Source organism: Maribacter sp. LLG6340-A2, assembly GCF_045057105.1.
In the GTDB taxonomy this organism is placed as follows: domain Bacteria; phylum Bacteroidota; class Bacteroidia; order Flavobacteriales; family Flavobacteriaceae; genus Maribacter.
The window spans coordinates 2,048,584-2,072,766 of sequence record NZ_CP159332.1; the positions used below are offsets into that span (position 1 = coordinate 2,048,584).

Annotated in this window: 22 protein-coding genes; 12 read left to right on the top strand and 10 right to left on the bottom strand. The window is 36.1% G+C overall.

Translation table 11 applies throughout. The annotated features are described in order from the left end of the window. The first annotated feature begins 18 nt into the window (after positions 1 to 18). From ABVM52_RS08715 to ABVM52_RS08730, 4 genes are all read left to right on the top strand, one after another. Entirely contained in the window at positions 19 to 801 is a 783-nt protein-coding gene (locus ABVM52_RS08715; RefSeq protein ID WP_405385030.1) for an enoyl-CoA hydratase/isomerase family protein, read from the top strand. A 17-nt stretch (positions 802 to 818) separates the two neighbouring features. Then, complete coding sequence (locus ABVM52_RS08720; protein WP_405385031.1) at positions 819 to 2,372, top strand: hypothetical protein; 1,554 nt, start codon at positions 819 to 821, stop codon at positions 2,370 to 2,372. A 46-nt stretch (positions 2,373 to 2,418) separates the two neighbouring features. Further along, the gene (locus tag ABVM52_RS08725) at positions 2,419 to 3,492 is read left to right on the top strand and encodes a PA0069 family radical SAM protein (protein WP_405385032.1); all 1,074 of its coding nucleotides are present in this window, start codon (positions 2,419 to 2,421) and stop codon (positions 3,490 to 3,492) included. Between the two features lie 429 nt (positions 3,493 to 3,921). Further along, positions 3,922 to 5,358, top strand: coding sequence for a glycosyltransferase (locus tag ABVM52_RS08730; RefSeq protein ID WP_405385033.1), 1,437 nt, complete (start codon positions 3,922 to 3,924; stop codon positions 5,356 to 5,358). An 82-nt stretch (positions 5,359 to 5,440) separates the two neighbouring features. On the opposite strand, the gene ABVM52_RS08735 is transcribed toward ABVM52_RS08730, so the two are convergent. The 3 genes from ABVM52_RS08735 to ABVM52_RS08745 all read right to left on the bottom strand — a co-directional run bounded on the left by ABVM52_RS08735 (position 5,441) and on the right by ABVM52_RS08745 (position 7,337). Further along, the gene (locus tag ABVM52_RS08735; RefSeq protein WP_405385034.1) at positions 5,441 to 6,112 is read right to left on the bottom strand and encodes an HD domain-containing protein; all 672 of its coding nucleotides are present in this window, start codon (positions 6,110 to 6,112) and stop codon (positions 5,441 to 5,443) included. Further along, on the bottom strand, positions 6,109 to 6,846 hold the full coding sequence (locus tag ABVM52_RS08740; protein WP_405385035.1) for a lysophospholipid acyltransferase family protein: 738 nt from the start codon (positions 6,844 to 6,846) through the stop codon (positions 6,109 to 6,111). The genes ABVM52_RS08735 and ABVM52_RS08740 overlap by 4 nt, the downstream gene beginning before the upstream one ends. A gap of 80 nt (positions 6,847 to 6,926) precedes the next feature. Next, positions 6,927 to 7,337, bottom strand: coding sequence for a BrxA/BrxB family bacilliredoxin (locus tag ABVM52_RS08745; protein WP_405385036.1), 411 nt, complete (start codon positions 7,335 to 7,337; stop codon positions 6,927 to 6,929). A gap of 130 nt (positions 7,338 to 7,467) precedes the next feature. On the opposite strand from ABVM52_RS08745, the gene ABVM52_RS08750 reads away from it, so the two are divergent. From ABVM52_RS08750 to ABVM52_RS08765, 4 genes are all read left to right on the top strand, one after another. Further along, positions 7,468 to 8,208 carry a TerB family tellurite resistance protein gene (locus tag ABVM52_RS08750; RefSeq protein WP_405385037.1) on the top strand — a complete coding sequence of 247 codons (741 nt, stop codon included), beginning with the start codon at positions 7,468 to 7,470 and terminating at the stop codon, positions 8,206 to 8,208. 17 nt (positions 8,209 to 8,225) lie between these two features. Then, a complete protein-coding gene (locus ABVM52_RS08755) occupies positions 8,226 to 8,810 on the top strand; it encodes a HupE/UreJ family protein (RefSeq protein WP_405385038.1) in 585 nt (194 codons plus the stop codon). 86 nt (positions 8,811 to 8,896) lie between these two features. Then, entirely contained in the window at positions 8,897 to 9,334 is a 438-nt protein-coding gene (locus ABVM52_RS08760; protein ID WP_405385039.1) for a deoxycytidylate deaminase, read from the top strand. Positions 9,335 to 9,348: 14 nt separating this feature from the next. Next, a complete protein-coding gene (locus ABVM52_RS08765) occupies positions 9,349 to 10,974 on the top strand; it encodes a S41 family peptidase (protein ID WP_405385041.1) in 1,626 nt (541 codons plus the stop codon). Here ABVM52_RS08765 and ABVM52_RS08770 read toward each other — a convergent pair. Both ABVM52_RS08770 and ABVM52_RS08775 read right to left on the bottom strand, forming a co-directional pair. Then, positions 10,971 to 11,174 carry a hypothetical protein gene (locus tag ABVM52_RS08770; protein WP_405385042.1) on the bottom strand — a complete coding sequence of 68 codons (204 nt, stop codon included), beginning with the start codon at positions 11,172 to 11,174 and terminating at the stop codon, positions 10,971 to 10,973. The two genes, ABVM52_RS08765 and ABVM52_RS08770, sit on opposite strands and share 4 nt — an antisense overlap. A gap of 35 nt (positions 11,175 to 11,209) precedes the next feature. Continuing rightward, positions 11,210 to 11,788: a MarC family protein gene (locus ABVM52_RS08775; RefSeq protein ID WP_405385043.1), complete on the bottom strand. Its 579-nt coding sequence runs from the start codon at positions 11,786 to 11,788 to the stop codon at positions 11,210 to 11,212. 114 nt (positions 11,789 to 11,902) lie between these two features. Between ABVM52_RS08775 and ABVM52_RS08780 the strand changes: the two genes are divergently transcribed. Continuing rightward, a complete protein-coding gene (locus ABVM52_RS08780) occupies positions 11,903 to 12,472 on the top strand; it encodes a DUF3109 family protein (protein WP_405385044.1) in 570 nt (189 codons plus the stop codon). Here ABVM52_RS08780 and ABVM52_RS08785 read toward each other — a convergent pair. Both ABVM52_RS08785 and ABVM52_RS08790 read right to left on the bottom strand, forming a co-directional pair. Beyond that, entirely contained in the window at positions 12,465 to 14,429 is a 1,965-nt protein-coding gene (locus ABVM52_RS08785; RefSeq protein WP_405385045.1) for a tetratricopeptide repeat protein, read from the bottom strand. The two genes, ABVM52_RS08780 and ABVM52_RS08785, sit on opposite strands and share 8 nt — an antisense overlap. 8 nt (positions 14,430 to 14,437) lie before the next feature. Further along, a complete protein-coding gene (locus ABVM52_RS08790; RefSeq protein ID WP_405385046.1) occupies positions 14,438 to 15,172 on the bottom strand; it encodes a LytR/AlgR family response regulator transcription factor in 735 nt (244 codons plus the stop codon). Between the two features lie 461 nt (positions 15,173 to 15,633). Between ABVM52_RS08790 and ABVM52_RS08795 the strand changes: the two genes are divergently transcribed. The 3 genes from ABVM52_RS08795 (at position 15,634) to ABVM52_RS08805 (ending at position 20,254) form a co-directional block, all read left to right on the top strand. After that, positions 15,634 to 16,167, top strand: coding sequence for a hypothetical protein (locus ABVM52_RS08795; RefSeq protein WP_405385047.1), 534 nt, complete (start codon positions 15,634 to 15,636; stop codon positions 16,165 to 16,167). Positions 16,168 to 16,679: 512 nt separating this feature from the next. After that, positions 16,680 to 17,666 carry a ribonucleotide-diphosphate reductase subunit beta gene (locus ABVM52_RS08800; RefSeq protein WP_405385048.1) on the top strand — a complete coding sequence of 329 codons (987 nt, stop codon included), beginning with the start codon at positions 16,680 to 16,682 and terminating at the stop codon, positions 17,664 to 17,666. Positions 17,667 to 17,785: 119 nt separating this feature from the next. Beyond that, positions 17,786 to 20,254, top strand: a complete 2,469-nt coding sequence (locus ABVM52_RS08805; RefSeq protein ID WP_405385050.1) for a ribonucleoside-diphosphate reductase subunit alpha — start codon at positions 17,786 to 17,788, stop codon at positions 20,252 to 20,254. Positions 20,255 to 20,821: 567 nt separating this feature from the next. On the opposite strand, the gene ABVM52_RS08810 is transcribed toward ABVM52_RS08805, so the two are convergent. The 3 genes from ABVM52_RS08810 to ABVM52_RS08820 form a co-directional block, all read right to left on the bottom strand. After that, a complete protein-coding gene (locus ABVM52_RS08810; RefSeq protein ID WP_405385051.1) occupies positions 20,822 to 21,739 on the bottom strand; it encodes a hydroxypyruvate isomerase family protein in 918 nt (305 codons plus the stop codon). Between the two features lie 77 nt (positions 21,740 to 21,816). Continuing rightward, positions 21,817 to 22,464 (bottom strand): gluconate 2-dehydrogenase subunit 3 family protein, encoded by a 648-nt coding sequence (locus ABVM52_RS08815; protein WP_405385052.1) that lies wholly within the window; start codon positions 22,462 to 22,464, stop codon positions 21,817 to 21,819. Next, positions 22,464 to 24,176, bottom strand: coding sequence for a GMC oxidoreductase (locus ABVM52_RS08820; RefSeq protein WP_405385053.1), 1,713 nt, complete (start codon positions 24,174 to 24,176; stop codon positions 22,464 to 22,466). Before ABVM52_RS08820 ends, ABVM52_RS08815 begins: the two co-directional genes overlap by 1 nt. Positions 24,177 to 24,183 lie beyond the last annotated feature (7 nt).

The following is a 24,183-nucleotide window of genomic DNA, read 5'->3' on the forward strand; positions in this document are numbered from 1 at the left end:
TAGTTAAAACATAAAATAATGTCTTACAACAATATCTTAATAGAAAAACAATTACCCACAGCTATCATAACCATCAATCGGCCCAATAAATTAAATGCCTTAAACAAGGACACCATTGGTGAATTACACAACGCTTTTAAAGAATTGCAGAAAGACAATGCTATCAAGGCTATTATATTAACAGGTAGTGGGGAAAAAGCATTTGTAGCCGGTGCAGATATTTCTGAATTTTCGGATTTTAATGAAAAAGAAGGAAAAAAATTAGCCGCTAAAGGACAAAAACAACTGTTCGATTTTGTTGAGGGCTTAACAACACCCGTAATTGCCGCAGTTAACGGTTTTGCTTTGGGTGGCGGACTGGAACTGGCCATGGCCTGCCATTTTAGAGTGGCTAGTGATAATGCCAAAATGGGACTACCGGAAGTATCGTTAGGGTTAATACCTGGGTATGGGGGTACGCAACGTTTACCGCAATTAGTAGGTAAGGGTAGGGCAATGGAAATGATCATGACCGCGGGTATGATTTCCGCAGATCAAGCTTTGTCTTATGGCTTGGTCAACTATGTTACCACACAAGAAGAATTATTGCCGCTATGCCATAAAATCATTGGTAAAATGACCAATAATTCCCCTGTAGCCATTGCTTATGCAATAAAAGCGGTAAATGCTGGTTTTAAGAATACTGTAAATGGTTATGAGCAGGAAATTGAAGCTTTTGGCGCTTGTTTTGGAACAGATGATTTTGCCGAAGGTACTTCTGCATTTTTGGAAAAAAGAAAAGCGGTGTTTCCAGGTTCATGACATAAACCATATAGGTTATGTTCAAACGTAACATTTTCTTATTTATATTATGTGTCAATGTTTTTGGGGCAGTGGCCCAAGAAGAATTTGTAACCTATACCATAGGCGAAAAATTCAATGACAAGTACAGGTATTCTAACATGTTGGCCATTGCAGATGATGGTAGCGGGGGTACTGTAGTGGTAAGAGGGTATTATACGGGTATAATACTTAAACCAAAGGGTTATTTTATTGAACATTATAATAAGGATCTGGAATTGATTTCAGAATTCAATTATAAACTTAAGCATGCCAATTTTATTGATGCCTATGTGCGCAATGGTCAGGTATATCTTTTATTTCTTGAATATAGCTTTAAGAAAAATAGTTATGTGTATGAGGTGCATCGTAGTCCGTTTACCCAGTTTCAGTTTACAAAGGAAACTATCCTATCCATTGCATCGGATCCTGTAATACAGCCTTTGGATCGTAACTACTATAACAGGAATTTTTCCTCTGGCTTTACCACCTCTGTATTGTTTAATGATGATAAGTCTGCTTTTGCCATCACAACACATTTTAAGAAAAGAAAAGCTGACCAGCATTACATTCATGTGTTCAATGCTAATTTGAACAAGATAATGGAGCATGATTTTTCTGATGAGGTAGAGGAAAAAAATTATGCTTTTGAAAATTTAGCGTTTTCCAAAGATTTGCAAAATGTGTATCTGGTAGGAAAGGCCTATTTCAAGAAAAAACGGTTTAATGCCACAGAGCGTAAGTTTCAATATGAAATGGTACGTATTTCCCAGACCGGACGTAGCGTGCAGTCCTTTTACACCCCAGGAAAATTTCCAGAAGCCCTAAAACCCGTATTTAAAGGTAATGATCTTCTTTGTATAGGTTTTTATGCCGACAGAAAGGATAATCGTTATAACGGTATTTCATTTTTTAAATTAAATCCACTTTCATTAGAGTTGGAAAAAAGTAAGTTCAATCCGTTTTCTGAACAGTTTATGATAGATAAGTTTGGACGGGAAGAGGACAAGGCCATTAAAAACCTGGTGTTTAAAGGAATGAATATTACCAAGGAGGGTAATATTCTCTTCAATGCAGAAGAATATTTTACCAGTAATAGCGTACAATCCAATTCTAGTGGGGGCAGGTTTAAAGTTACGCGCTACCATCATAATGATATCATCAGTGCCAAATTAAGCCCTCAAGGTGATTTAATTTGGGCCAGGAACATTAATAAGACGGAAGTAACACAAGGAGATGGAGCATATGCATCCTATAGTGCCTATACCAAGGATAATAACACCTATTTTTTTATAAGTACATCTGCAGAAAATCCTCAGCAATTAAGTGACGATCGTATTATGTTTAAACAGGGTTTTAGTAGAAATAGAAACGTGTTTTTAATACGGCTAGATAAAAACGGACATATGAAGTATAACAAGGTTATTGATGATACGGAAGCGCGTTTACCTTTAATGGTTTCTGCACCGTTTATTGACCGTCAAAAGGATGAATTGAAATTCTACGCAAAAAGAGGTTCTAAGAAACAATTGGTACAAGTAGCTGTTAAATAATAAGAAAAATAGGATAAATTCCATATTTTTGGAATAAATCCTAATAATGAAGTCTAATTCTTTTCTTAAAGGTAGGGGCGCTCAGCGGAATACCAACAACAAATTTTCCGCATATAGTAATGAACTTCGTAATGATTTTTTAGAATTCTGTCGGTTGGATGGTGAAATTGCAGATACCAACAGAACGCAATATTTGCCCATTTTCCCCAAATCTATTGTTAATAAGGTTACTAGTCCAGATGTGGGCATGAGTTATTCCATGAACATGTATCAAGGCTGTGAACACGGTTGTATTTACTGCTATGCCAGAAATACACATGAATTTTGGGGGTATAGTGCCGGGTTAGATTTTGAACGAAAGATTCTGGTAAAGGAAAATGCCCCTGCATTATTAGAAAAGAAATTAAAAAGTAAAAATTGGAAGGCCGAAACCATTGTGATGTCCGGTAATACGGATTGCTATCAGCCCGCTGAAAGAGAGTTTCAACTTACCAGACAGTGTTTAGAGGTATTTTTAAAATACAGACATCCTGTTGGGATCATAACAAAAAATGCCTTAATATTACGTGATTTGGATATTCTTAAAGAATTACATGCATACGGATTAATAGGTGTCAATATTTCCATTACGTCTCTGTCAGAAGAAACTAGGCGCATAGTTGAGCCTAGGACCACCACTATTAAAAAAAGATTGGAAGCCATTCGTTTATTGTCTGATGCCGGTATCCCCGTAAATGCTATGTTGGCTCCTATTATTCCAGGAATTAACAGTCATGAAATTTTAAAATTGGCAAAAACGGTATCTGAACAGGGAGCGGTTTCCATGGCATTTACAATGGTGCGCTTAAATGGAGCAATAGGAGAAATTTTTACAGATTGGATAAAAAAAGCTTTGCCGGATAAGGCGGATAAGGTGTTACACCAAATAAGTGAGTGCCATGGTGGAAGTTTAAATGATAGCCGATTTGGTATTCGCAGCCGAGGAGAAGGAAAAATTGCAATTCAAATTCATGATATGGTACGCTTGGCCAAACGAACGTATTTTAAGAATAAAACCTTTCCTAAATTAAATACCAATTTGCATGCAGCCTTTAAAAATGGTCAATATAAATTGTTTTAAAATTTTATAAGAGGAATAACGCCTAATACATAAATATTTCAAGACCTATTTAAGGCCATTATTTGTTATGTATTTCTACAATTTTTGAAACCTGAAGTAGGTGGTTTTTATTCAATCCTTATTGAAGTTTTAAAATCGATAAACATGGGTTGAAACCATACAATTTTGTATTTGTTACCAGGAATTATTGGTTTAGGTTTTAATATTAGTTCAAAATAGCCATCAGAATTAAAAGAGCAGTAAGTCATTGAAATTTAATTATTTAATTTGAATGCATTAAAAAAATAGGGTTTTAGATCAATGGATAAGACCTCAATATTTTTCTGTTCAATACTATAAAGAAAATCTTTGAAAACTTTTGTTAAAATAACATCCAAAAGGCATATATGAGCGTAGATAGGGAAAATGAAATAAATACTAGAGCCATTTATGAAAGCCAAGAATACTACCAAGAAAGATTTAAATATACAGAGCCCACAAAATAAGTCGGACAAAGCAAAAAAATCAGTTTTTTCCAAATTAAAACATATTATAGAAAATGCCAATGCATGGGGTGTTTTTGTAATGGGAAGCACATTTGTTTTAATGTTTGGGAGTGCATATTTAGCATATATCCTACAAAATGATTTTACACAACTGCACCTAGAAAGAAGAAGTACGTTGATCGGACTTATTTTTATGGTCGTGGCAGCAGCGTTTTTTGTTTTTAAGTTAAGTTTCTTTATCTACACCTTTGTAAGGTTTTTAAAGTATAAGGCTATTCCATCGGTTTCAGATGAAGAATTACCATCGGTAACCGTAATCGTACCGGCCTATAATGAAGGCAAACAGGTATGGGCTACTTTAAAAAGTTTGGCAGAGAGCGATTATCCTGAACAAAAAGTACAATTGTTGGCTATTGATGATGGTAGTAAGGATGAGACTTGGAATTGGATGTTAGAGGCCAAGAAGGAACTTGGTAATAGGGTTTCTATTTGTCAGCAGCCTAAGAATATGGGTAAACGTCATGCGCTTTATAGAGGTTTTAAAGAAGGAACCGGTGAAATTTTTGTTACTGTAGATAGTGATTCTATTGTGGACAAGGATACTTTGAGAAATTTGGTAAGCCCATTTATTGTAGATGAGAATTGTGGTGCGGTAGCGGGTAATATTCGTGTTCTTAATAATAAGAAAGAAATATTGCCTAAGATGTTAGATGTTAGTTTTGCACTTAGTTTTGAATTTGTACGTTCTTCGGAAAGTACTTTAAACTCGGTTTTATGTACTCCAGGAGCTCTGGCGGCATATAGGGCAACAGCTGTTTTTGGATGTTTGGATGAATGGATCAATCAAACTTTTATGGGACAACCTTCAGATATTGGCGAAGATAGGGCTATGACCAATATGATTTTAAAGCAGGGTTATCATGTGTTGTTCCAAAGAAATGCCTTTGCCTATACCAACGTACCCGAAAAATATAAAGGACTATATAAAATGTTCATTAGATGGGGTAGAAGTAACGTGCGTGAAAATATTCAAATGTCCAAATACGTTTTTAAGAACTTTAGAAAGGGACCTAAGGCTGGTACAAGACTGTTGTTTTTCAGTCAGTTCTCTAGAATTGTACTATGTTATCCTTTTGTGTTATTTATGTTGGTATTCGTATTTACCCACCCTTTATTATTCTTAAGCTCTACATTCTTAAGTATTTTGGTACTATCAACATTCCCGGTTATCTTCTATGCTAAGAGATATACTTTGGTAGAATCTTTCTGGGCATATTCATACAGCGTCCTATATACTTTTGGTTTGTTCTGGATTACACCTTATGCAATTGCCACAGCAAGTAGAAGGGGTTGGTTAACTAGGGAGTTACCTCAGAAATAACGATAAAAGATTAAATAAAAAAGGGTCTCATTTATTGAGACCCTTTTTTATGGTTATGCTATAAGAAAACTATTGTCTTAAATTATGCTTTAAGCGGATTCCATTCCCTATAAAATTGCTCTAGGAAATCGATCATATATTGGTGTCGTTCTTCCGCCAATCGTTTGCCGGTATCCGTATTCATTTTATCTTTCAGCAATAATAGTTTTTCATAGAAATGATTAATGGTGGGTGCGGTAGATTTTTTATATTCTTCCTTGGACATTCCTAAATTTGGGGAGATATTGGGGTCATAAAGGGCCCTGTTTTTAAATCCACCGTAATTAAATGCGCGGGCAATGCCTATAGCGCCAATAGCATCTAAACGATCGGCATCTTGAACAACTTGAAGTTCTTTTGAGGAAAATAACTTTTTTTTGATTTTACCATCAGTTATTCCTGCCTTAAATGAGCTGTATTTTATAATTTTTATTACATGATTAATAGTCCTTTTTGGAACTTTTAGGCTCAGTAAAAAATTTTCAGCCATTTTAGGACCCAAAGTTTCATCGCCATCGTTGAATTTCGCATCGGCAATATCGTGTAAAAGTGCGCCCAAGCTTACTACCAAAATATTTACGTTCTCGTCTTTGGCAATTAACATGGAGTTTTTAAAAACACGTTGTATATGAAACCAATCATGGCCTCCTTCGGCATTTTGTAATGTTTCCTTCACAAAGGTGATGGTTTCTTCTACTATTTCTGTGTTGGTCATTTAAAGGAGTTTATCCCGCTTACTACGGAAGCTTCAATTTTACTGATCAGTTCATCAAGATTGCCATTGTTCTCTAATGGTTGTTGAACATCTATACGGACTTTTGCACCCAATCCCATTGGAAATTGCCCAAAGCGTACCAGTTTCCATGAGTTATTTATGCTGATAGGAACAACTAGGGCAGATGGGGCTTTTTTTAAAAGTACTTTTAGGCCCGTAGGTTTAAAAGGTTTTGGATGCCCATCCCTACTTCGCGTGCCTTCGGGAAAAATAACGGCACTTCTGTTATGCTTTTCAATGTATTTGCCAAGTTTGCCTATTTCCAATATGGCAGATTTTCCATCCTTTCTATCAATAAGTACGGATCCACCATGTACCAAATTAAAAGATACGCTAGGAATACCTTTGCCCAGTTCCTTTTTACTTACAAACTTAGGATGGTGCTTTCTTAAATACCAAATTAAAGGGGGTATATCATACATACTTTGATGATTGGTTACAATGATCAAAGGTCTATTGGTAGGTAGCTCATAGGTATTGGTGTACCGGTAGGTGGTACCTAAAATATTGGTGCTCCGCATTAAGAAAAAATTCAATTTACTTACCACGGGTTTTAATCCATTATACCCAAACAGTTTAAAAGCGATCCATTGCATTGGATGAAAAACAAGAAGGCAGAGGCCAAAAGCCACAAAAAAAATGGGGGTAATAAAATAGGAAAGCATTTTTTGCATGCTACAAAAATAAAAAACCGCTCCATTAGAGCGGTTTTTTAATCTTATTATTTTAAGCTTATATAGCCTTCATGCATTCTCTAGCAAAACTCCTCGTAAGCTTGTACTAAGTTTTGTGCAATCATTTCTGCAGGTCTGCCCTCAATATGATGACGCTCTATCATGTGAACCAATTCACCATCTTTGAACAAGGCCATGGAAGGCGATGATGGAGGAAAAGGAACCATTAAATTTCTTGCCGCATCAACAGCTTCTTTATCAACACCGGCAAATACGGTTACGGCATGGTCTGGTTTTTTATTGTTCTGTAAGCTCATTTTGGCAGCAGGTCTTGCATTGGCGGCCGCACAACCACATACAGAATTTACAACCACTAAGGTTGTTCCTTCTTTATTAATCGCATTTGTTACTGCTTCCGCAGTATATAATTCTTCAAATCCGGCAGAAGCCAGGTCATCTCTCATTGGTTTTACTAATTCCGCAGGGTACATATTCTAAATGTTTAAATTAAACTATTACAAAGATAACCAATTAGTCGTACAGGAGAGAAAGACCTTAACTTTTCGTTGCCCTAATTTTGTCTTGGTAATATTTTATCTTTGGCAAAATTCAAATTACAAAATGATCAAATGGTTGGGCGCCGTAATTGGCTTTTCTTTAAGGGGTTTATCAGGAGCAATTCTGGGTTTTTTTGCGGGCAGTATTATAGATAATTTTTTTGGCACCAGCGCCGGTAATGCCAAAAGTGTATTTCAGGATTATACAAGGCCAAACGTTACTCCTGCAGATTTTGAACTTAACCTTCTTTCGTTGTGTTCCATAGTAATCAAGGCAGACGGGCAAGTAAGTCAGTCAGAAATGGATTATGTGCGTCAATATTTTGTAAGTACTTATGGCAAGGATAAGGCCAATGCCATTTTTAGGACATTTAATGACATTAATAAGAAAAGAGAAATTTCTGCTCAAAGAATATGTACCTTTTTGGTGCAACGAACACGCTATGAAGTTCGCTTACAATTGCTTCATTTCTTGTTTGGTATTGCACAAGCCGACGGTAGCATAAGTAATCCAGAAGTACAAAAGATTAGGGAAATTGCAGGTTATCTTAGAGTTTCCTTGAATGAATTTGATAGCATCAAGGCAATGTTCGTAAAATCTGCCAATAATGCTTATAAAATATTGGATGTTGCCAAAACTGCAACAGATGCGGAAATAAAAAAAGCATATAGGGCCATGGCAAAAAAATACCATCCAGATAGGGTAAACACCCAAGATGAGGCCATTAAAAAAGGTGCGGAGGAAAAATTTAAACAGGTGCAGGAGGCGTATGAAACCATCCAAAAAGAACGAGGTATAAACTAATAAAAATCTTAAGGGTAATGCAAGAATTTTGGTTTTATATACAGTTGGGTTTGCAACATGTGTTGGATATTAATGCATATGACCATATTCTGTTCCTTACGGCCTTGGCTATTCCTTTTACTTTTAAAAGTTGGAAAAACGTGCTATGGCTAGCAACCATTTTTACAATAACCCATTGTTTAGCATTAGTGTTTTCCGTTTTTGAAATTATTGTGGTCAATGCTACATATATTGAATTTTTGATACCGGTTACCATACTGGCAACGGCTCTTTACAATTTATTTGTGCTAAAAGATGATAATGATGGTAAAAACATTTGGTTTCATTTACTTTCAACAGGTATTTTTGGTTTGGTACATGGTTTTGGTTTTTCAAATTATTTTAAAATGATGGTGATGGGAGAAGATGAAAAAATAGTTCCTTTATTGGGTTTTGCCGGGGGCATAGAATTGTCTCAAGTACTAATAGTTATGTTGGCTTTGGTATTGGCATATGTTTTGCAATCTATCCTCAATGTAAAGCAACATATATTTATAGCGGTGGGCAGTATTATCATAATATTAATTACACTACCGTTACTTTATACAACGTTTCCTTTTTAAGATTGTTAAATTTGACATTAAATCATCTTACTTGCCAAATAAAGCAGGTACCTTAGTGTATTCGGCTTTTTTAAAGCTTGGTTGAAATGAATAAAGAAAAACAGTTAAAGTATGATAGGGCCTATTTGAGAATGGCCAAGGAATGGGGTAAGTTGTCCTCTTGTAAAAGAAAACAAGTTGGGGCCATTATTGTCAAGGATAGAATGATAATATCCGATGGATATAACGGCACACCTACAGGTTTTGAAAATTATTGTGAGGATGAAGAGGGTTACACCAAGTGGTATGTGCTGCATGCGGAGGCCAATGCAATCCTTAAGGTTGCCAGTTCTACCCAATCTTGTCAAGGTGCTACTTTGTATATCACTTTATCACCTTGTAGGGAATGTAGTAAGCTTATACACCAAGCAGGCATAAAGCGTGTAGTCTATCAAATTGGTTACAAGGATGATTCCGGTTTACGATTTTTAGAAAAGGCCAAAGTTGAAATTGAACATATGCCAGAAATAAATGTTACTATCTAACGTTTACAATAAAGATGAATAAAAAATTTAATTTCTTATTACCACTTATAATTTCCGCAGCTGTGTCCTTGGGTGTATTTGTGGGGGGTAAATTAAATTTTAATGATTCACCAGAACGACTTTTTTCTACCAATTCTAAAAAGGATAAGTTAAATAGGTTAATAGATTATATTGACTATGAGTATGTAGATGATGTAAATACGGATAGTATTGTAGATGTCACCGTTAATAGTATTTTAGAAAAGCTTGATCCGCACTCCGTATACATTTCAGAGAAAGATATGGACCGAGTTGCCGAAAATATGAAGGGCGATTTTGTGGGTATTGGGGTTAACTTTTATGCTTATCATGACACTATTACGGTTATAAAGACCGTAAAGGACGGACCTAGTTTTAAAAAAGGTATTTTACCTGGTGATCGTATTTTATTGGCAGATAATGATACCTTGTTCGGTAAGGAATATCCTAGTGAGGTTATTGTAGATAAATTAAAGGGACAGGAAGGCACTATGGTCAACCTTACCATCTATAGAAAAGCTGAGGACAAAATATTCAATGTAAAGGTAAAAAGAGGGGTGGTTCCTTTAAAAAGTGTGGATTCTTATTATATGTTGGCCAATGATATAGGCTATATTAAGGTAAATAGGTTTGCAGAGTCTACGTATATAGAGTTTAAGACGGCTTTACTGGAATTACAGCAGCGAGGTGCAGAGAAATTGGTTTTAGACCTACGGGATAATCCTGGGGGGTATTTGGGCATGGCAGAAGAAATGGCCGACGAATTTTTGGAAGACGGTAAGTTGATATTGTTTACAAAAAACAAAAAGGGAAAAATCAATAAAAGTTTTGCAACGGATAACGGTTCTTTTGAAGACAAACCGGTTTATGTGTTGATTAATGAACGTTCCGCTTCTGCAAGTGAAATTGTTGCGGGTGCCTTGCAAGATAATGATATAGGAACCATAGTAGGGAGAAGATCCTTTGGAAAAGGCCTAGTGCAAAGAGAAATGGCATTGGGAGACGGCTCTGCGGTAAGACTTACGGTATCAAGATATTACACCCCAACGGGTCGTAGTATACAAAAAACTTATGCCAACGGAACTAAAGATTATTATCAGAAATTTACGGACAGGTATCACAGTGGGGAAATGATTTCCGTAGATAGTATTAAAGTGGCAGATTCCTTAAAGTTCGTTACACCCAAAGGAAAAGTTGTTTACGGTGGTGGCGGAATAATACCTGATGTATTCGTTCCAATAGGAAGTAATGAGGAGGAAGCAGTGGAGAGTATGGATAGTCTGGGGTTTTTGTCTTTTTTCGTATTTGAACATTTAGAGGAAGATCGCGACAGATATGCTCAATACACTCAAGAAACTTTTGTGAACGAGTTTAAAGTGGACGATATTCTTTTTGAAAAATTCGTTGAGTATTCCGTAGACAGAAATCTGCGAATGAATTTTTATGACTACGAATCCAGCATTAAGCGTTTTTTAAAGGCCAGTATAGCTGAACAATTGTTCAATACGAACATTCATGCCAAAATAAAGGCAGATGAAGATGCCATGTTGCAAAAAGTACTTGAGTTGGACAATGCTAAAAAATGGCAGAACAATACTGCACAAGTAAAAGCAAAAAATTAATCCTTGTTAATTTTATCCTGAATTTTTTTACTGGTTACAAAAACCAATAACAATACAATTGCACATAAAGAGGCCATAATCCCAATTAAGGCTATGGTACTGTTCTTCTCAAAAGGATTGGCAAAATTTACCAAGGTTACATTGTAGGCTATTAAACCAACCGCTATAACAATAAATAGAATGGATAATGTCTTGCTCATAATAATTTTTTATAAAAATACGACCTAATCCTCGGCTAGAAAAGTTCATTGATATTTGCTGCGAACAATTTTACCGCAATGGCCATTAGAATTACACCGAATACTTTTCTAATAACGTTAACGCCACCAGAACCTAGCATTTTCTCAATCTTTACGGATGATTTTAAAACCACGAACACAAAAATGATATTCACCACAATGGCAACAATAATATTTTCTACGTAGTATTCTGCCCTTAGTGATAGTAGTGAGGTAAGTGTACCTGCCCCTGCAATTAAAGGAAATGCAATGGGTACTATAGAAGCACTTTCAGGCTCATCATCCTTGTATAACGTTATTCCTAAAATCATTTCAATGGCCAGGAAAAATATGATAAAGGCACCGGCAACGGCAAATGAGTTGACATCAATACCAATTAGGTTCAAAATTTCCTCTCCTAAAAAAAGAAAAGCAACCATGATAACCGCAGCGACAATAGAGGCCTTTTCAGATTGTATGTGACCTACTTTTTTTCTTAGTCCAATGATAATAGGGATACTTCCTAAAATATCAATTACGGCGAACAATACCATACTGGCAGTAATGATTTCCCTAAAGTTGAAATGAAATTCCATATTGAAAACTTTTTGCAAATCTACGTTTATAATGGGTATTTAGATGTTGATTCCTGAAATATTGTAAAGACATTACTTTACAAAAAATGTATCTTGCGGCCTTTAATTTATATCATGTTTCAATTAGGAAAGACCATAGTATCTGAAGAAATCATAGAGAATGACTTTGTCTGTAATCTTAGTGCATGCAAAGGAGGGTGCTGTGTAGATGGTGAGGCAGGTGCACCCGTAGAAGATAGCGAGACGGAAATTATGGTAGATATCTTTGCCAAGGTAAAACCATTTTTAAGGCCAGAAGGTATTAAGGTTATAGAGGAACAAGGTGCTTTTGTAAAAGGGGAAGATGGTGAATGGGAAACACCATTAGTTAATGGTAGTGAGTGTGCCTATGTTATTTTTGATGAACACAAAATTGCAAAATGTGGTATTGAGGAAGCATATAACAAAGGTAAGATTACTTGGAAAAAACCAGTTTCTTGCCACCTTTATCCTATTAGGGTAAAGGAGTATACGGAACTTACCGCTGTTAATTATCACAAGTGGCATATCTGTGATCCGGCCTGTGCACTTGGTGATGAACTTAAGGTGCCTATTTATAAGTTTGTAAAAGAGGCTCTGATCCGTAAGTTTGGTGAAGCTTGGTACAATGAATTGGAAGAAGTGGCTACTGACCACCTTAAATAGTAGGAATGTAAATGACTATTTGGGTTCCCGTGGGTATGTTGTTCTCATTATATTTGTCTATGATTTCAACATGAAAGTAATTTTCATAATCTCTAGAGAAGTTGGCCAAACGCTCTTTAGTAATATCAATTCCAACCGATTTACGTTTTAAGACTTTACTGTTCTTGATTTTTTCGGCCGCATCCCTTCCTACGCCATTATCAATAATGATAATTTCTATAAATCCGTTCTTACCCTTCTTGACTTCCAAATCTATGTTTTTTGCTCCATCCTTGGAGGATAATCCATGCCATAGCGCATTTTCCAAAAAAGGCTGTAAGATCAATGACGGTATTTTAATGTTATGGGTATCAATATTATCTTTTATATGGACATTAAAATTGATTTCATTGGAGAAACGTATATTTTCTATGTTCATATAAAGCTCAACGGTTTCCAGTTCCTCTGCCAGTGTAATTTCTCTTTGTGAAGATGCTTCCAATATTTTCCTTACCAATTTAGAAAATTTGTTCAGGTAATGAACGGCATTCTTTTTTTCGTTATTGATGATGTATAACTTGATGGAATTTAAAGAGTTAAAAAGAAAATGTGGGTTCATTTGACTTCTTAACATACTTTGCTCCAAGGTCAGTAATTTTTTCTCTGCATTTAGCTGGCTTTGCCTATAAAGAATATATAAAATGCCAATAAGTAGAATTAAAAAGATTCCAATAATGATTAGCATTGTTCTGTTCTTTCTTAGTTTAAGCCGAACATTTTCGTTTTCTTCCGCTAATCGTTCAAATTGATTTTCCCTTATTTGCGATTCGTACCGCAAAATCATATCATTTACGTATCTAAGATTCAGGGAATTGGCAATACGGTCTTCGTATTTTTTAAATTCCTTGAAATATTCCATTCCCTTTTCATAATTATCGCGCTTTATCCATAATTCTGAAAGGAACTTGTTTGCTTCTGCTATTTCTGAATCTAGATGATAGGTTTTAGCAAACCCCAAGCCTTTTTCCAAATTTACCTGCGCGACATCATAGTCTCCTTTTCGTATAAACGCCCATCCAAGGTTAATATAAATGGTGGCAACAATTTGTTTATCTCCTAATCTAATGGCTCGCTGTAAATTCTTTTCTAGGAGGTCAATGGCCTCATGAATTCTACTTAAATGAACATAGACATGTGCTATGCTATAGTTGCAGATTATCTTGCCTTTTTCAGAATCAATAATTTCATTGTACACTAATGATTTTCTAAAATGCTGTAATGCAGGTTCTAATTTGGCCTGTGCTTCATAACATTCTCCCAGGTTCTGATGATTTATGGCAAGTCCCAGTTTATTGTCCAATTCTTGCTCTAAAATCATGGAGCGTTCAAATTTTTCTATAGCCAAATCATATTGTTCCAGCATTTGATAAATATTTCCAATGCTGTTCAAGGATACATTTATACTACGTTTAAGACCAATACTTGGCTCTGCAACCGTTTCTGCCAGTTCCAAAGCTTCTTGGCTATAATCCAGGGCAGACTTAACGGCGTCTGTTCTTCTGTGGACCACACTGATCATATTTAGACTGTATACCCTAAATTCTATACTTTCTGCCTCTATGGATATTTTTAATGCGTCTTGGAAGTAATCCAATGCTTGGGGGTATAGTGATATATCTCTATAGATCCGCCCTAGTTGATTGTTGGCATACGCCTGGCCATGGAGATAATTTTTAGATTTGCTAAGGTCATTAACATAGTGCAATAGCATACTGTCCCTTCTATACGGCCGTAGTACATTATCTATTTCTTTGTAGGTTTTTGGTGCTACGGTAATTAAACTATCTACATTTTTTTTAAACGATACGGGAATATCTTGTGCTGTAAGCAAATAGGGGAAAACCAAACATGTTAGGATACCTAAAATAAGGGCGCACTTAACGTCTTTAAGAGAACAGGTATATGTAAAGGGGGTCATGAACAAATTTATAACATGTCTAAAAAATCGGATTTTTTTTGCCTTGAGACTGGTATTTTGTGATTCGATTTTAAAATAACATAACCATCGGTCTTTAAAAATTCTTTTATTTTATTTAGGTTCACAATGTAAGAATTATGAATTCTAAAAAAAGAATCATCCGGTAGAATCTCATTGACCTCCTTTAGTTTTTTTGTCAACACGATTTTTTGACCGTCGCTCAAGAAAATGGTGCTATAATTCCCGTCGGATTCTGCATATAGAATTTCGTCACTTTCCAAGAAAAGTAATTTGCCATCTGTATTTAATGTTATCCTGTTATGGGATGTTTTAGCATTAAAATTCAACAAAGCCAACTCTAATTTTTCAATTGAAAAATTCTTGTTATTATATTTCTTGATTTTTGCTATTGTTTCTTCAAGATCGTCCGTATCTATAGGTTTCAAGAGATAATCTAACGCTTCACTTTTAATGGCTTTTAGCGCATATTGGTTATAGGCCGTGGTAATTACAACAGGAAAGTTTTTGTTGGTCAGTTTTTTAATGAACTGAAAACCATCCATTGTGGGCATTTCTATATCCAAAAAAAGACAGTCCGGAGTATGCTTTTCAAGGTAGGTCAGTGCATCATGTGGATTGGTGAAAGAGGATATGACCTTTATCTCATCACTAAAGTTCGTGAGTTCCCAGGTTAAGCTTTGTAGAGCCTTAATTTCATCATCGACTATGACGGCTTGTAACATATTTATATAGCTATAAAGTTAGAAAGTTAGGAAAAATTAGGGTGTTCAATCATTCTAAATTAAAATTTTGTATCAATGGATGCAATTTTAGTGTAATCGGTATTAGAATGCTTTTTTAATTCCATTATCTATTGAATTTATTGGTATTGAAAGAAAAATATTACAAATTGAATTTACCCTTTCATGAACAGAATTGGTTTGAATCCAATTACACAAAAAATACAACAGGTTATACAATAGGAAGAAAAGAGCTTTTATCTTCATCTACCTTAGCGTGTAAGATGTAATGTTTTAAATTTTATTGGATAATGAGAAAGTGTGGTTTAATGTTTGGGTTGTTTGTTATCGTTTTGATAATTGCATCTAAGATTAAACAATCTGAAGAGAAGTTCAATGAAAATTTAACCGTGGCAGTAGAATCGCCAATTAAACGGCCCTAAATTAATTAGCAAATCCTCCAAATGATTCAAGTAGTCATTAAATCTTTAAAAATGTTGGTTTTTGGAATTACTCCATTGCTGTTAATTGCAGGAGGCTCTGAAAGTCCAGTGAACAATGTACGTGTAGATCAAGGTACTTTTCGTTTTCAATTTTCCGGTAAAAATAATGATTCAAAGGTGGGGCTGGCATCGTTTCAAATGAAGAACGAGGTAGATGAACTTGGTAGAAAAATTAAAAATCTTGTATTACGGTTTGTTCCTGAAAACGGGTGCAATGCAGATAAGATAGAATTTATAATCGCTTCTAATATCAATACCAACATTACGACCGGTAATTATGAAGTAGCTGATTTAGATCGTTTAATTCATCAATATAATGGTGTTTATGGTTTTGCGGATATCAATGAATTGAGTGAATTACCATTTTTTGCAAAGGACGGTAGTTTGTCCATTAACGTAGATTATAATGAAACAATTTCTGGAAATATAGAAGTTACTTATGAAAACGCAGAAAGAGAACCTTTGACCATCAAGGGTTTTTTTAATGCAAATTAAATTATAATACCAAGGCAAGTACGGTTCTTAATAAAATAGTGTATGTTATTTTATATCTAATGTTTTGAGCGCCAAAAAAAATGTAAGGATTACGTGTTCTGTACGTAGAATTACAATCTAAGAAAAGGTTTCGGGGGAACTACCTTTATTAGATTTGGTGGGCATTTTTCATAATATGAGCATTGGAGGAGCCGTACATTTTGGTATTACCCTACAACAACTTCAGGTAATTTTACTTAGTCAATATTTAAACCATTTAGTATGGTTTTATATACTTTTTGGTTTAAAAATTATTTGTTCAATTTACCAGAAAATTATCCTTGTTTTGCTTTTGGCTTAAGTGCAATAAACATCACCTGTTAGCCTAGATTTCAACATATTGTGTTAAAAACTTTGTCCATAAAAAGGCTAAACGCGCTTTAAAGTTTGAATGCATTTTTGAATCTTTGATACTCCCAACGAGAAGATTTATTTCAACTTCTTTACTACTAACTTATAAAACCTAATATACTATGTCCACAGCCCTTGAGCCTATTTTGGAAGCAAATGATGACCGCTTTGTTATATTTCCTATAAAACACGACGACCTATGGGAATGGTATAAAAAATGCGAGGCTTGCTTTTGGACGGCAGAAGAAATAGACCTTCATGAAGACCTTAATGATTGGAACAATAAATTAAATGATGATGAGCGTTATTTTATAAAACATATCTTGGCATTTTTTGCAGCTTCGGATGGTATCGTCAATGAAAATTTGGCAGAGAATTTTGTGAGCGAGGTACAGTACGCAGAAGCTAAATTCTTTTATGGTTTTCAAATAATGATGGAGAACATTCATTCAGAAACCTATTCGCTTTTAATTGACACCTACGTAAAGGATGAAAAAGAGAAAAACATTCTATTTAAAGCCATAGAAAATTTTCCGGCAATCAAGAAAAAGGCAGATTGGGCACTTAATTGGATAGAATCGCCAAGTTTTGCAGAGCGGCTAATCGCTTTTGCAGCAGTGGAAGGAATATTTTTTTCTGGAGCATTCTGTTCCATCTTTTGGTTAAAGAAAAGAGGGCTAATGCCTGGACTAACTTTTTCCAATGAACTAATTTCAAGAGATGAGGGTATGCATTGCGACTATGCAGTTCATTTGCACAATAAACACTTAATGAACAAAGTGCCCAAGGAAAGAATTACCGCAATACTTACCAATGCACTTGATATTGAACGTGAGTTTATTACAGAATCATTGCCGGTTAGTTTAATTGGTATGAACTCTAAATTAATGACCCAGTATTTGGAATTCGTTACGGATAGACTTTTAGTAGAATTAGAGTGTGATAAGGTGTACAATGCAACCAATCCGTTTGATTTTATGGATATGATTTCTTTGCAAGGAAAAACCAACTTTTTTGAAAAGCGAGTATCTGAATACCAAAAAGCGGGTGTCCTTAAAAAAGACAATGATGAAGATGCACAAAAAATTAGTTTCGACGCCGATTTTTAACTCATAAAATAACGACCTCTTTACGGATTGGTAAAGAGGTTTTTTAAGCCCTTATCCAAAAATGTTAAAATTGTTAACACAGTAGATTAACATAGTAGTAACCCAAAATAATTGTAGCAATGTTTGTAATTAAAAGAGATGGAAGAAAAGAAGTGGTAATGTTCGACAAGATTACCGCCAGAGTACGTAAACTTTGTTATGGTCTAAACGGACTGGTGGATCCCCTAAAAGTGGCTATGCGAGTCATTGAGGGGTTGTATGATGGGGTAACGACATCAGAACTGGACAACTTGGCTGCGGAAATTGCGGCAACCATGACTACTACTCATCCGGACTATGCTAAATTGGCTGCACGTATTTCTGTATCTAACTTACATAAGAATACAAAGAAATCCTTTTCGGAGACCATGAAGGACTTATATACATACGTAAATCCAAGAACGGGAAAAAAGGCACCCTTGTTATCAGATGAAGTATATAAGGTCATTTCAGAAAATGCGGAACGTTTGGATTCTACCATCATTTATAACCGAGATTTTGGCTACGATTATTTTGGTTTTAAAACATTGGAACGTTCTTATCTGTTAAAATTAAACGGTAAGATAGCAGAACGTCCTCAGCACATGCTTATGCGTGTTTCTGTAGGTATTCATTTAAATGATTTGGACGCTGTAATAGAAACCTACGAGTTAATGTCCAAAAAATATTTTACGCACGCTACGCCTACATTATTTAATTCCGGTACTCCTAAACCGCAAATGTCCTCTTGCTTTTTATTGACCATGAAAGATGATAGTATAGAAGGAATATATGATACATTAAAACAGACCGCTAAAATTTCGCAATCTGCAGGGGGTATAGGATTATCTATTCACAATATAAGGGCAACGGGCTCTTATATTGCAGGCACCAATGGTACTTCCAATGGTATAGTGCCTATGTTGCAAGTTTTCAACGATACGGCGCGGTATGTTGACCAAGGTGGAGGCAAACGCAAGGGTAGTTTTGCAATTTACTTGGAACCTTGGCATGCAGATATTTTTGACTTCTTGGACCTTAAAAAGAACCATGGTAAAGAAGAAATGAGAGCAAGGGATCTATTCTACGCTATGTGGATATCGGACCTGTTTATGAAGAGGGTAGAAGCTAACGAGGATTGGACGCTTATGTGCCCAAATGAATGTCCCGATCTATATAATAAACATAGTGAAGATTTTGAAAAATTATATGTTAAGTATGAATCAGAGGGTAAGGGGCGTAAAACTGTAAAGGCAAGGGAACTTTGGGAAAAAATACTGGAATCCCAAATAGAAACCGGTACACCATATATGCTCTATAAAGATGCAGCTAATCGTAAAAGTAACCAGAGTAATTTAGGTACAATACGTTCTTCTAATCTATGTACCGAAATTATGGAATACACTTCGCCAGATGAGGTTGCGGTATGTAATTTGGCTTCTATTGCGTTGCCTATGTTCATAAAAAATGGTGCTTTTGACCATAAAGAACTTTTTAGGGTTACCAAAAGGGTTACCAAAAACCTGAATAAGGTTATAGATCGTAACTACTACCCTGTTAAGGAGGCAGAAAACTCAAATCTACGCCATAGGCCGGTAGGTTTGGGCGTACAAGGATTAGCCGATGTTTTTATTAAACTCCGTATGCCTTTTACCAGTGATGATGCCAAGAAATTAAATGAGGAAATATTTGAAACCCTATATTTTGCCGCTGTTACCGCATCCAATGAAATGGCCAAAGAAGAAGGTCCCTATTCAAGTTATGAAGGTTCGCCAATTTCACAAGGAAAATTTCAATATAACCTTTGGGGAATTAAAGACGATGAATTGTCCGGTAGATGGAATTGGGAAAAGTTAAGAAAGGACGTTCTGCAACATGGAGTCCGTAATTCTTTGCTCGTAGCACCCATGCCTACGGCTTCTACCTCACAAATATTGGGTAATAATGAATGTTTTGAGCCTTATACTTCCAATATCTATACAAGACGTGTGTTATCTGGAGAGTTTATCGTTGTCAATAAACATTTGTTAGAGGACCTCGTTGAATTGGGCATGTGGAACGAAAACATGAAGCAAGAACTAATGAGAGCCAATGGGTCAATTCAACATATAGAAACAATTCCGCAGGATATCAGGGACCTATATAAGACCGTATGGGAGCTAAGCATGAAGGACATTATTGATATGTCTAGGCAAAGAGGCTATTTTATTGATCAAAGTCAGTCTTTGAACCTATTTATGGAAAACGCCAATTATTCCAAATTAACTTCAATGCATTTCTATGCATGGAAAAGCGGACTTAAAACAGGAATGTATTACTTGCGTACCAAAGCTGCAGTAGATGCTATTAAATTTACGTTGGACAATACTAAAAAGAAGGAAACCCCTGTTGAAGCGGAGGTAGTTGCTTCTGTTGTCAATGAACCCGTGGTAACTGATACAGGTGTAAAAATGGTAGCACCCCAGGCAGAAATAGATATTCAACCACTATCGCCCCAAGAAATGAAAGAAATGATCGCTAAGGCAAAAGAAGGACAAGCAGATGATGATTGTTTAATGTGTGGATCTTAGTAATAGTAGAAGTTCATTAAAAAAGACCCCTTTTAAGGGGTCTTTTTTAATTGTGGCTTAAGCCTAGGTTAAGTAAGGGAATTTTAATTGTCATTTTTTATGTAAGGTTTAATAGCTGTTGTAAAGAACAGCGCCACTACATAAATAATTAAGATGGTAATATATGGGTCCATATCCTAAGTGTTTAGTATTAAATTATATACGGTAAAAAGACCGCTTTGGATTATGGAAATTTAATTATATCGTTAAATAAACTGTTAATAAACATCTTTAGGTCAGACATAAAATCTTTCCACTGTTTTGCTAATAGCAAACGCTGTGTTTTAAATTCTTTGGAACGTATCTTCTTATATAGGATAAAAGATAGTTTAGATGCCATTAACAAGATGACATATATTGCTAGTGTATATATATATTGGGACATATACAAAATAACGAAAAAGTAAGTTAATTCTTACATTTGTATTATGTATTTCAACGAATACTTGAAAATTTTCGTTGAAATACAGCCCCAATTCAATTAAAGTGTGGTCTAATTTTTATAATAAGGTCTATATATCAATAGCATTAAAGAAAGCCATCTACTTGTTTATACGCTTTAATTAAAGCATTTTCACCCTCTTTACCTGCAATGGAATTTCCGTGCTCCATTCCCAAAACTCCTTGAAATCCTTTTTCATAAATCCATTTAAAGACATTTTTGTAGTTGATTTCTCCTGTGGTGGGTTCTTTTCTACCAGGATTATCGCCTATTTGAATATATGCAATTTCATCCCAGGTCAAATCCATATGGTGTATTAGATGACCTTCGTTTTTTTGCATATGATAAATGTCATACAGAATTTTACAAGAGGGACTGTTGACTCCTTTACAGATTAAATAGGTTTGTTCCGAAGTCTGTAAATAAAGGTCTGGCGAGTCTGATAGAGGTTCAAGAACCATGGTGAGACCATGAGGTTCCAAAATTTCAGCACCACGACGTAAAGCTTCAATAACGTTTGCATTTTGTATGCCAATGGGTAACGATCTTTCATAACCACCAGGTACTACCGTCATCCATTTGGCATTCACTCTTTTCGCCGTTTCCACCGCTTTACGACAACCGTCCAAAAATATATTGATATATTCTTCCTTGCCCGCAGCAAGGGTATTTGCTAAATTCCCTCCTTTATCTATGACGAAAACCCCCATGGTCATTCCTCTTTTCGCCAATGTAGCACCTATTTTTTCTTGTAAGGCTACATCGCGTTTCATCATGTTATTGTCCTCAAATGCGGTAAACCCTTGATCAGCCATAAAGTTGATTTGGTCTATAGGGTCGTCTCCCGCAAGATTTTGAAACATACCTAAATGTGGTGCATATTTTAAATTAAAATTATGTAGCGGCATTAAATTCTGTTTGGAACTACCATAACCTAAAGGGCCCATTAGTGTTAACGCACTAGTGCCCAGCGCGGTTTTTTGCATAAAATTTCTTCGTTTCATTGTTAAGGTGTTTGAACAAAAAAGCCAAGCGGTAGAATATCTATCTCTTGGCTTTTGTTAATGGTTGATCAATTTTATTATAAGGACCAGTCTTTGCCGCCAGTGAGCTCTTGGGCATCACCGCAAGCTATATACTCACCTGGTACGGGTAAATAGGCCAGCACTTCCTCGCCAACATACTCAGAGGCTTTATACCCCCAAATAGTAAGGCCGCGAAGATTATTTGCAAAGGCAAACCTAGACGTTTCATCATCCAAAGTGGAAGTTTTACCTTCTTCTAGGGCTTCTGAATAACTGGTGATCGCATCCTGCATTTTGGTTTGATCTTCTTTTGAATATTTCAAGGAGCTTGCCAAAACAGGCTCTAAATCCTCCGGGGTTAGATCGGTCATGGATTCCTTTCCAGAATCAGCCAAAGCTTTTTCTACAAATTTATTCATGGACATGGTAAAAAGGTCTTGTTGCTTTTCTTCCATTACCTCATTGGCAAATTTGTCTATGAATACATCTACCTGCACTTCAGAAGCAGCAGGTGTATCTGTTTTGGGTAATATTAGGTCTACCAATTTAGTAAGTATAGCACCTTGGTCCTGTGATAGGAATTCTGGTGTCCATATTATTGCAGGTTCACTTTTACAACTTTGTACAAGACCTAATAAAGTTGGGGTGGCCACCACATATCCAAGTGATAGCCCCATATTTTTTAATACACGTCTTCTATCCATTATATATTTCCTTTTTTAAGTTCTTGTGCAGCATGGTTTGCCGCTCTTGCTGAAAATGCCATATAGGTCAATGATGGGTTTACACAACTGGCAGAGGTCATAAATGAACCATCTGTTACATAAACATTGGGAACATCATGTAATTGGTTATTACCGTTCAATACAGAGGTCTTTCTGTCCCTGCCCATACGAGCGGTTCCCATTTCATGAATACCCAAACCTAAGGCACCTGGGTTGTCATATGGTGTAACATCCTTTAATCCTGCCTTGGTCAACATATCTACGGCGGACTGTTTCATGTCCTCACGCATTTTCCATTCGTTTTCCTTGAATTCCGCATCAAAGGTCACTGTTGGTAATCCCCAGTCATCCAATTTATCATAATCCAGGGTAAATCTATTTTCTTCATAAGGTAGCACTTCACCAAAACCGGTCATGCCAAACTGCCAGCCACCCGGCTTTAATATTGCATCCTTTAAATCGGCTCCATAGGCAAGTTCTGCAACGCTATCTTCCCAATTACCTCTTGAGGCACCTCCTTGGTATCCAAATCCTCTCTTATAATCAGATCGGTTAGAAGCTCCTCCTAAATTCCTAAATCTTGGTATATATATGCCATTTGGTTTTCTTCCTTTGTAAAACTTATCTTCAAAACCATCAAACTTTCCACGGGCTCCAACGCCTAAATGGTGGTCCATGATGTTACGTCCTAACTGATCGGATGCATTACCCATACCGTTAGGAAACGCATCGGACTTTGATTGCATTAAAATTGAAGTAGATGCTATTGCAGAGGCACATAGGAATATGACCTTTGCCTTAAATTCGTAAGTTTCCTTGGTTACACGGTCTATAACCTTGACCCCGGTTGCTTTTTTTGTATCTGGGTCATACATGACTTCATGAACAATGGAATCTGGTCTTAACGTCATATTTCCAGTGGCTTCCGCAGCTGGTAGTGTTGACGATAAACTACTAAAATAAGCTCCAAAAGGACATCCACGTATACATCTGTTCCTAAATTGACATTTACTTCTGCCGTCAAACTGTTTTGTACCTGTTAGGTGGGCTACCCTACCGGCGGTGACCACACGGCCGTCAAAATTTTCAGCAACCTTTTCCCTAAATTCCTGTTCTACACAATTAAGATCCATCATAGGTAGGAACTGCCCATCTGGCAATTGTTCCAATCCTAGATTTTCACCGCTTACTCCTATGTAAGATTCAACCTTGTCATACCAAGGTGCAATATCCTTATAGCGAACAGGCCAATCTACAGCTATTTTTTCATTCTTATTGGCGGTAAAATCAATATCGCTCCAGCGGTAACTATGACGGCCCCATTGTAAGGAGCGCCCTCCTAAATGATATCCTCGCATCCAATCAAAACGCTTGGTCTCGTTATATGGATGTTTCTTATCATTTACAAACCACATATGGCTGGCTTGACTGGTAGTGTAACCGGTTCTGTTTTGTTTGGGTTGCTGCTCCAAGATCTCTTTGGTAGGAGCCCCTGCATTTGGAAAATCCCACGGATCTTTATTTGCGGTAACATAATCATCTATATGTTTTACCATACGACCGCGTTCTAGCACCAATGTTTTTAACCCTGCTTCACATAGCTCCTTAGCGGCCCAACCACCACTAATTCCGGTTCCTACAACTATAGCGTCATAGGACTCTTGCTCTTCATTGTAATAAAATTTGCTCATAAAAGTT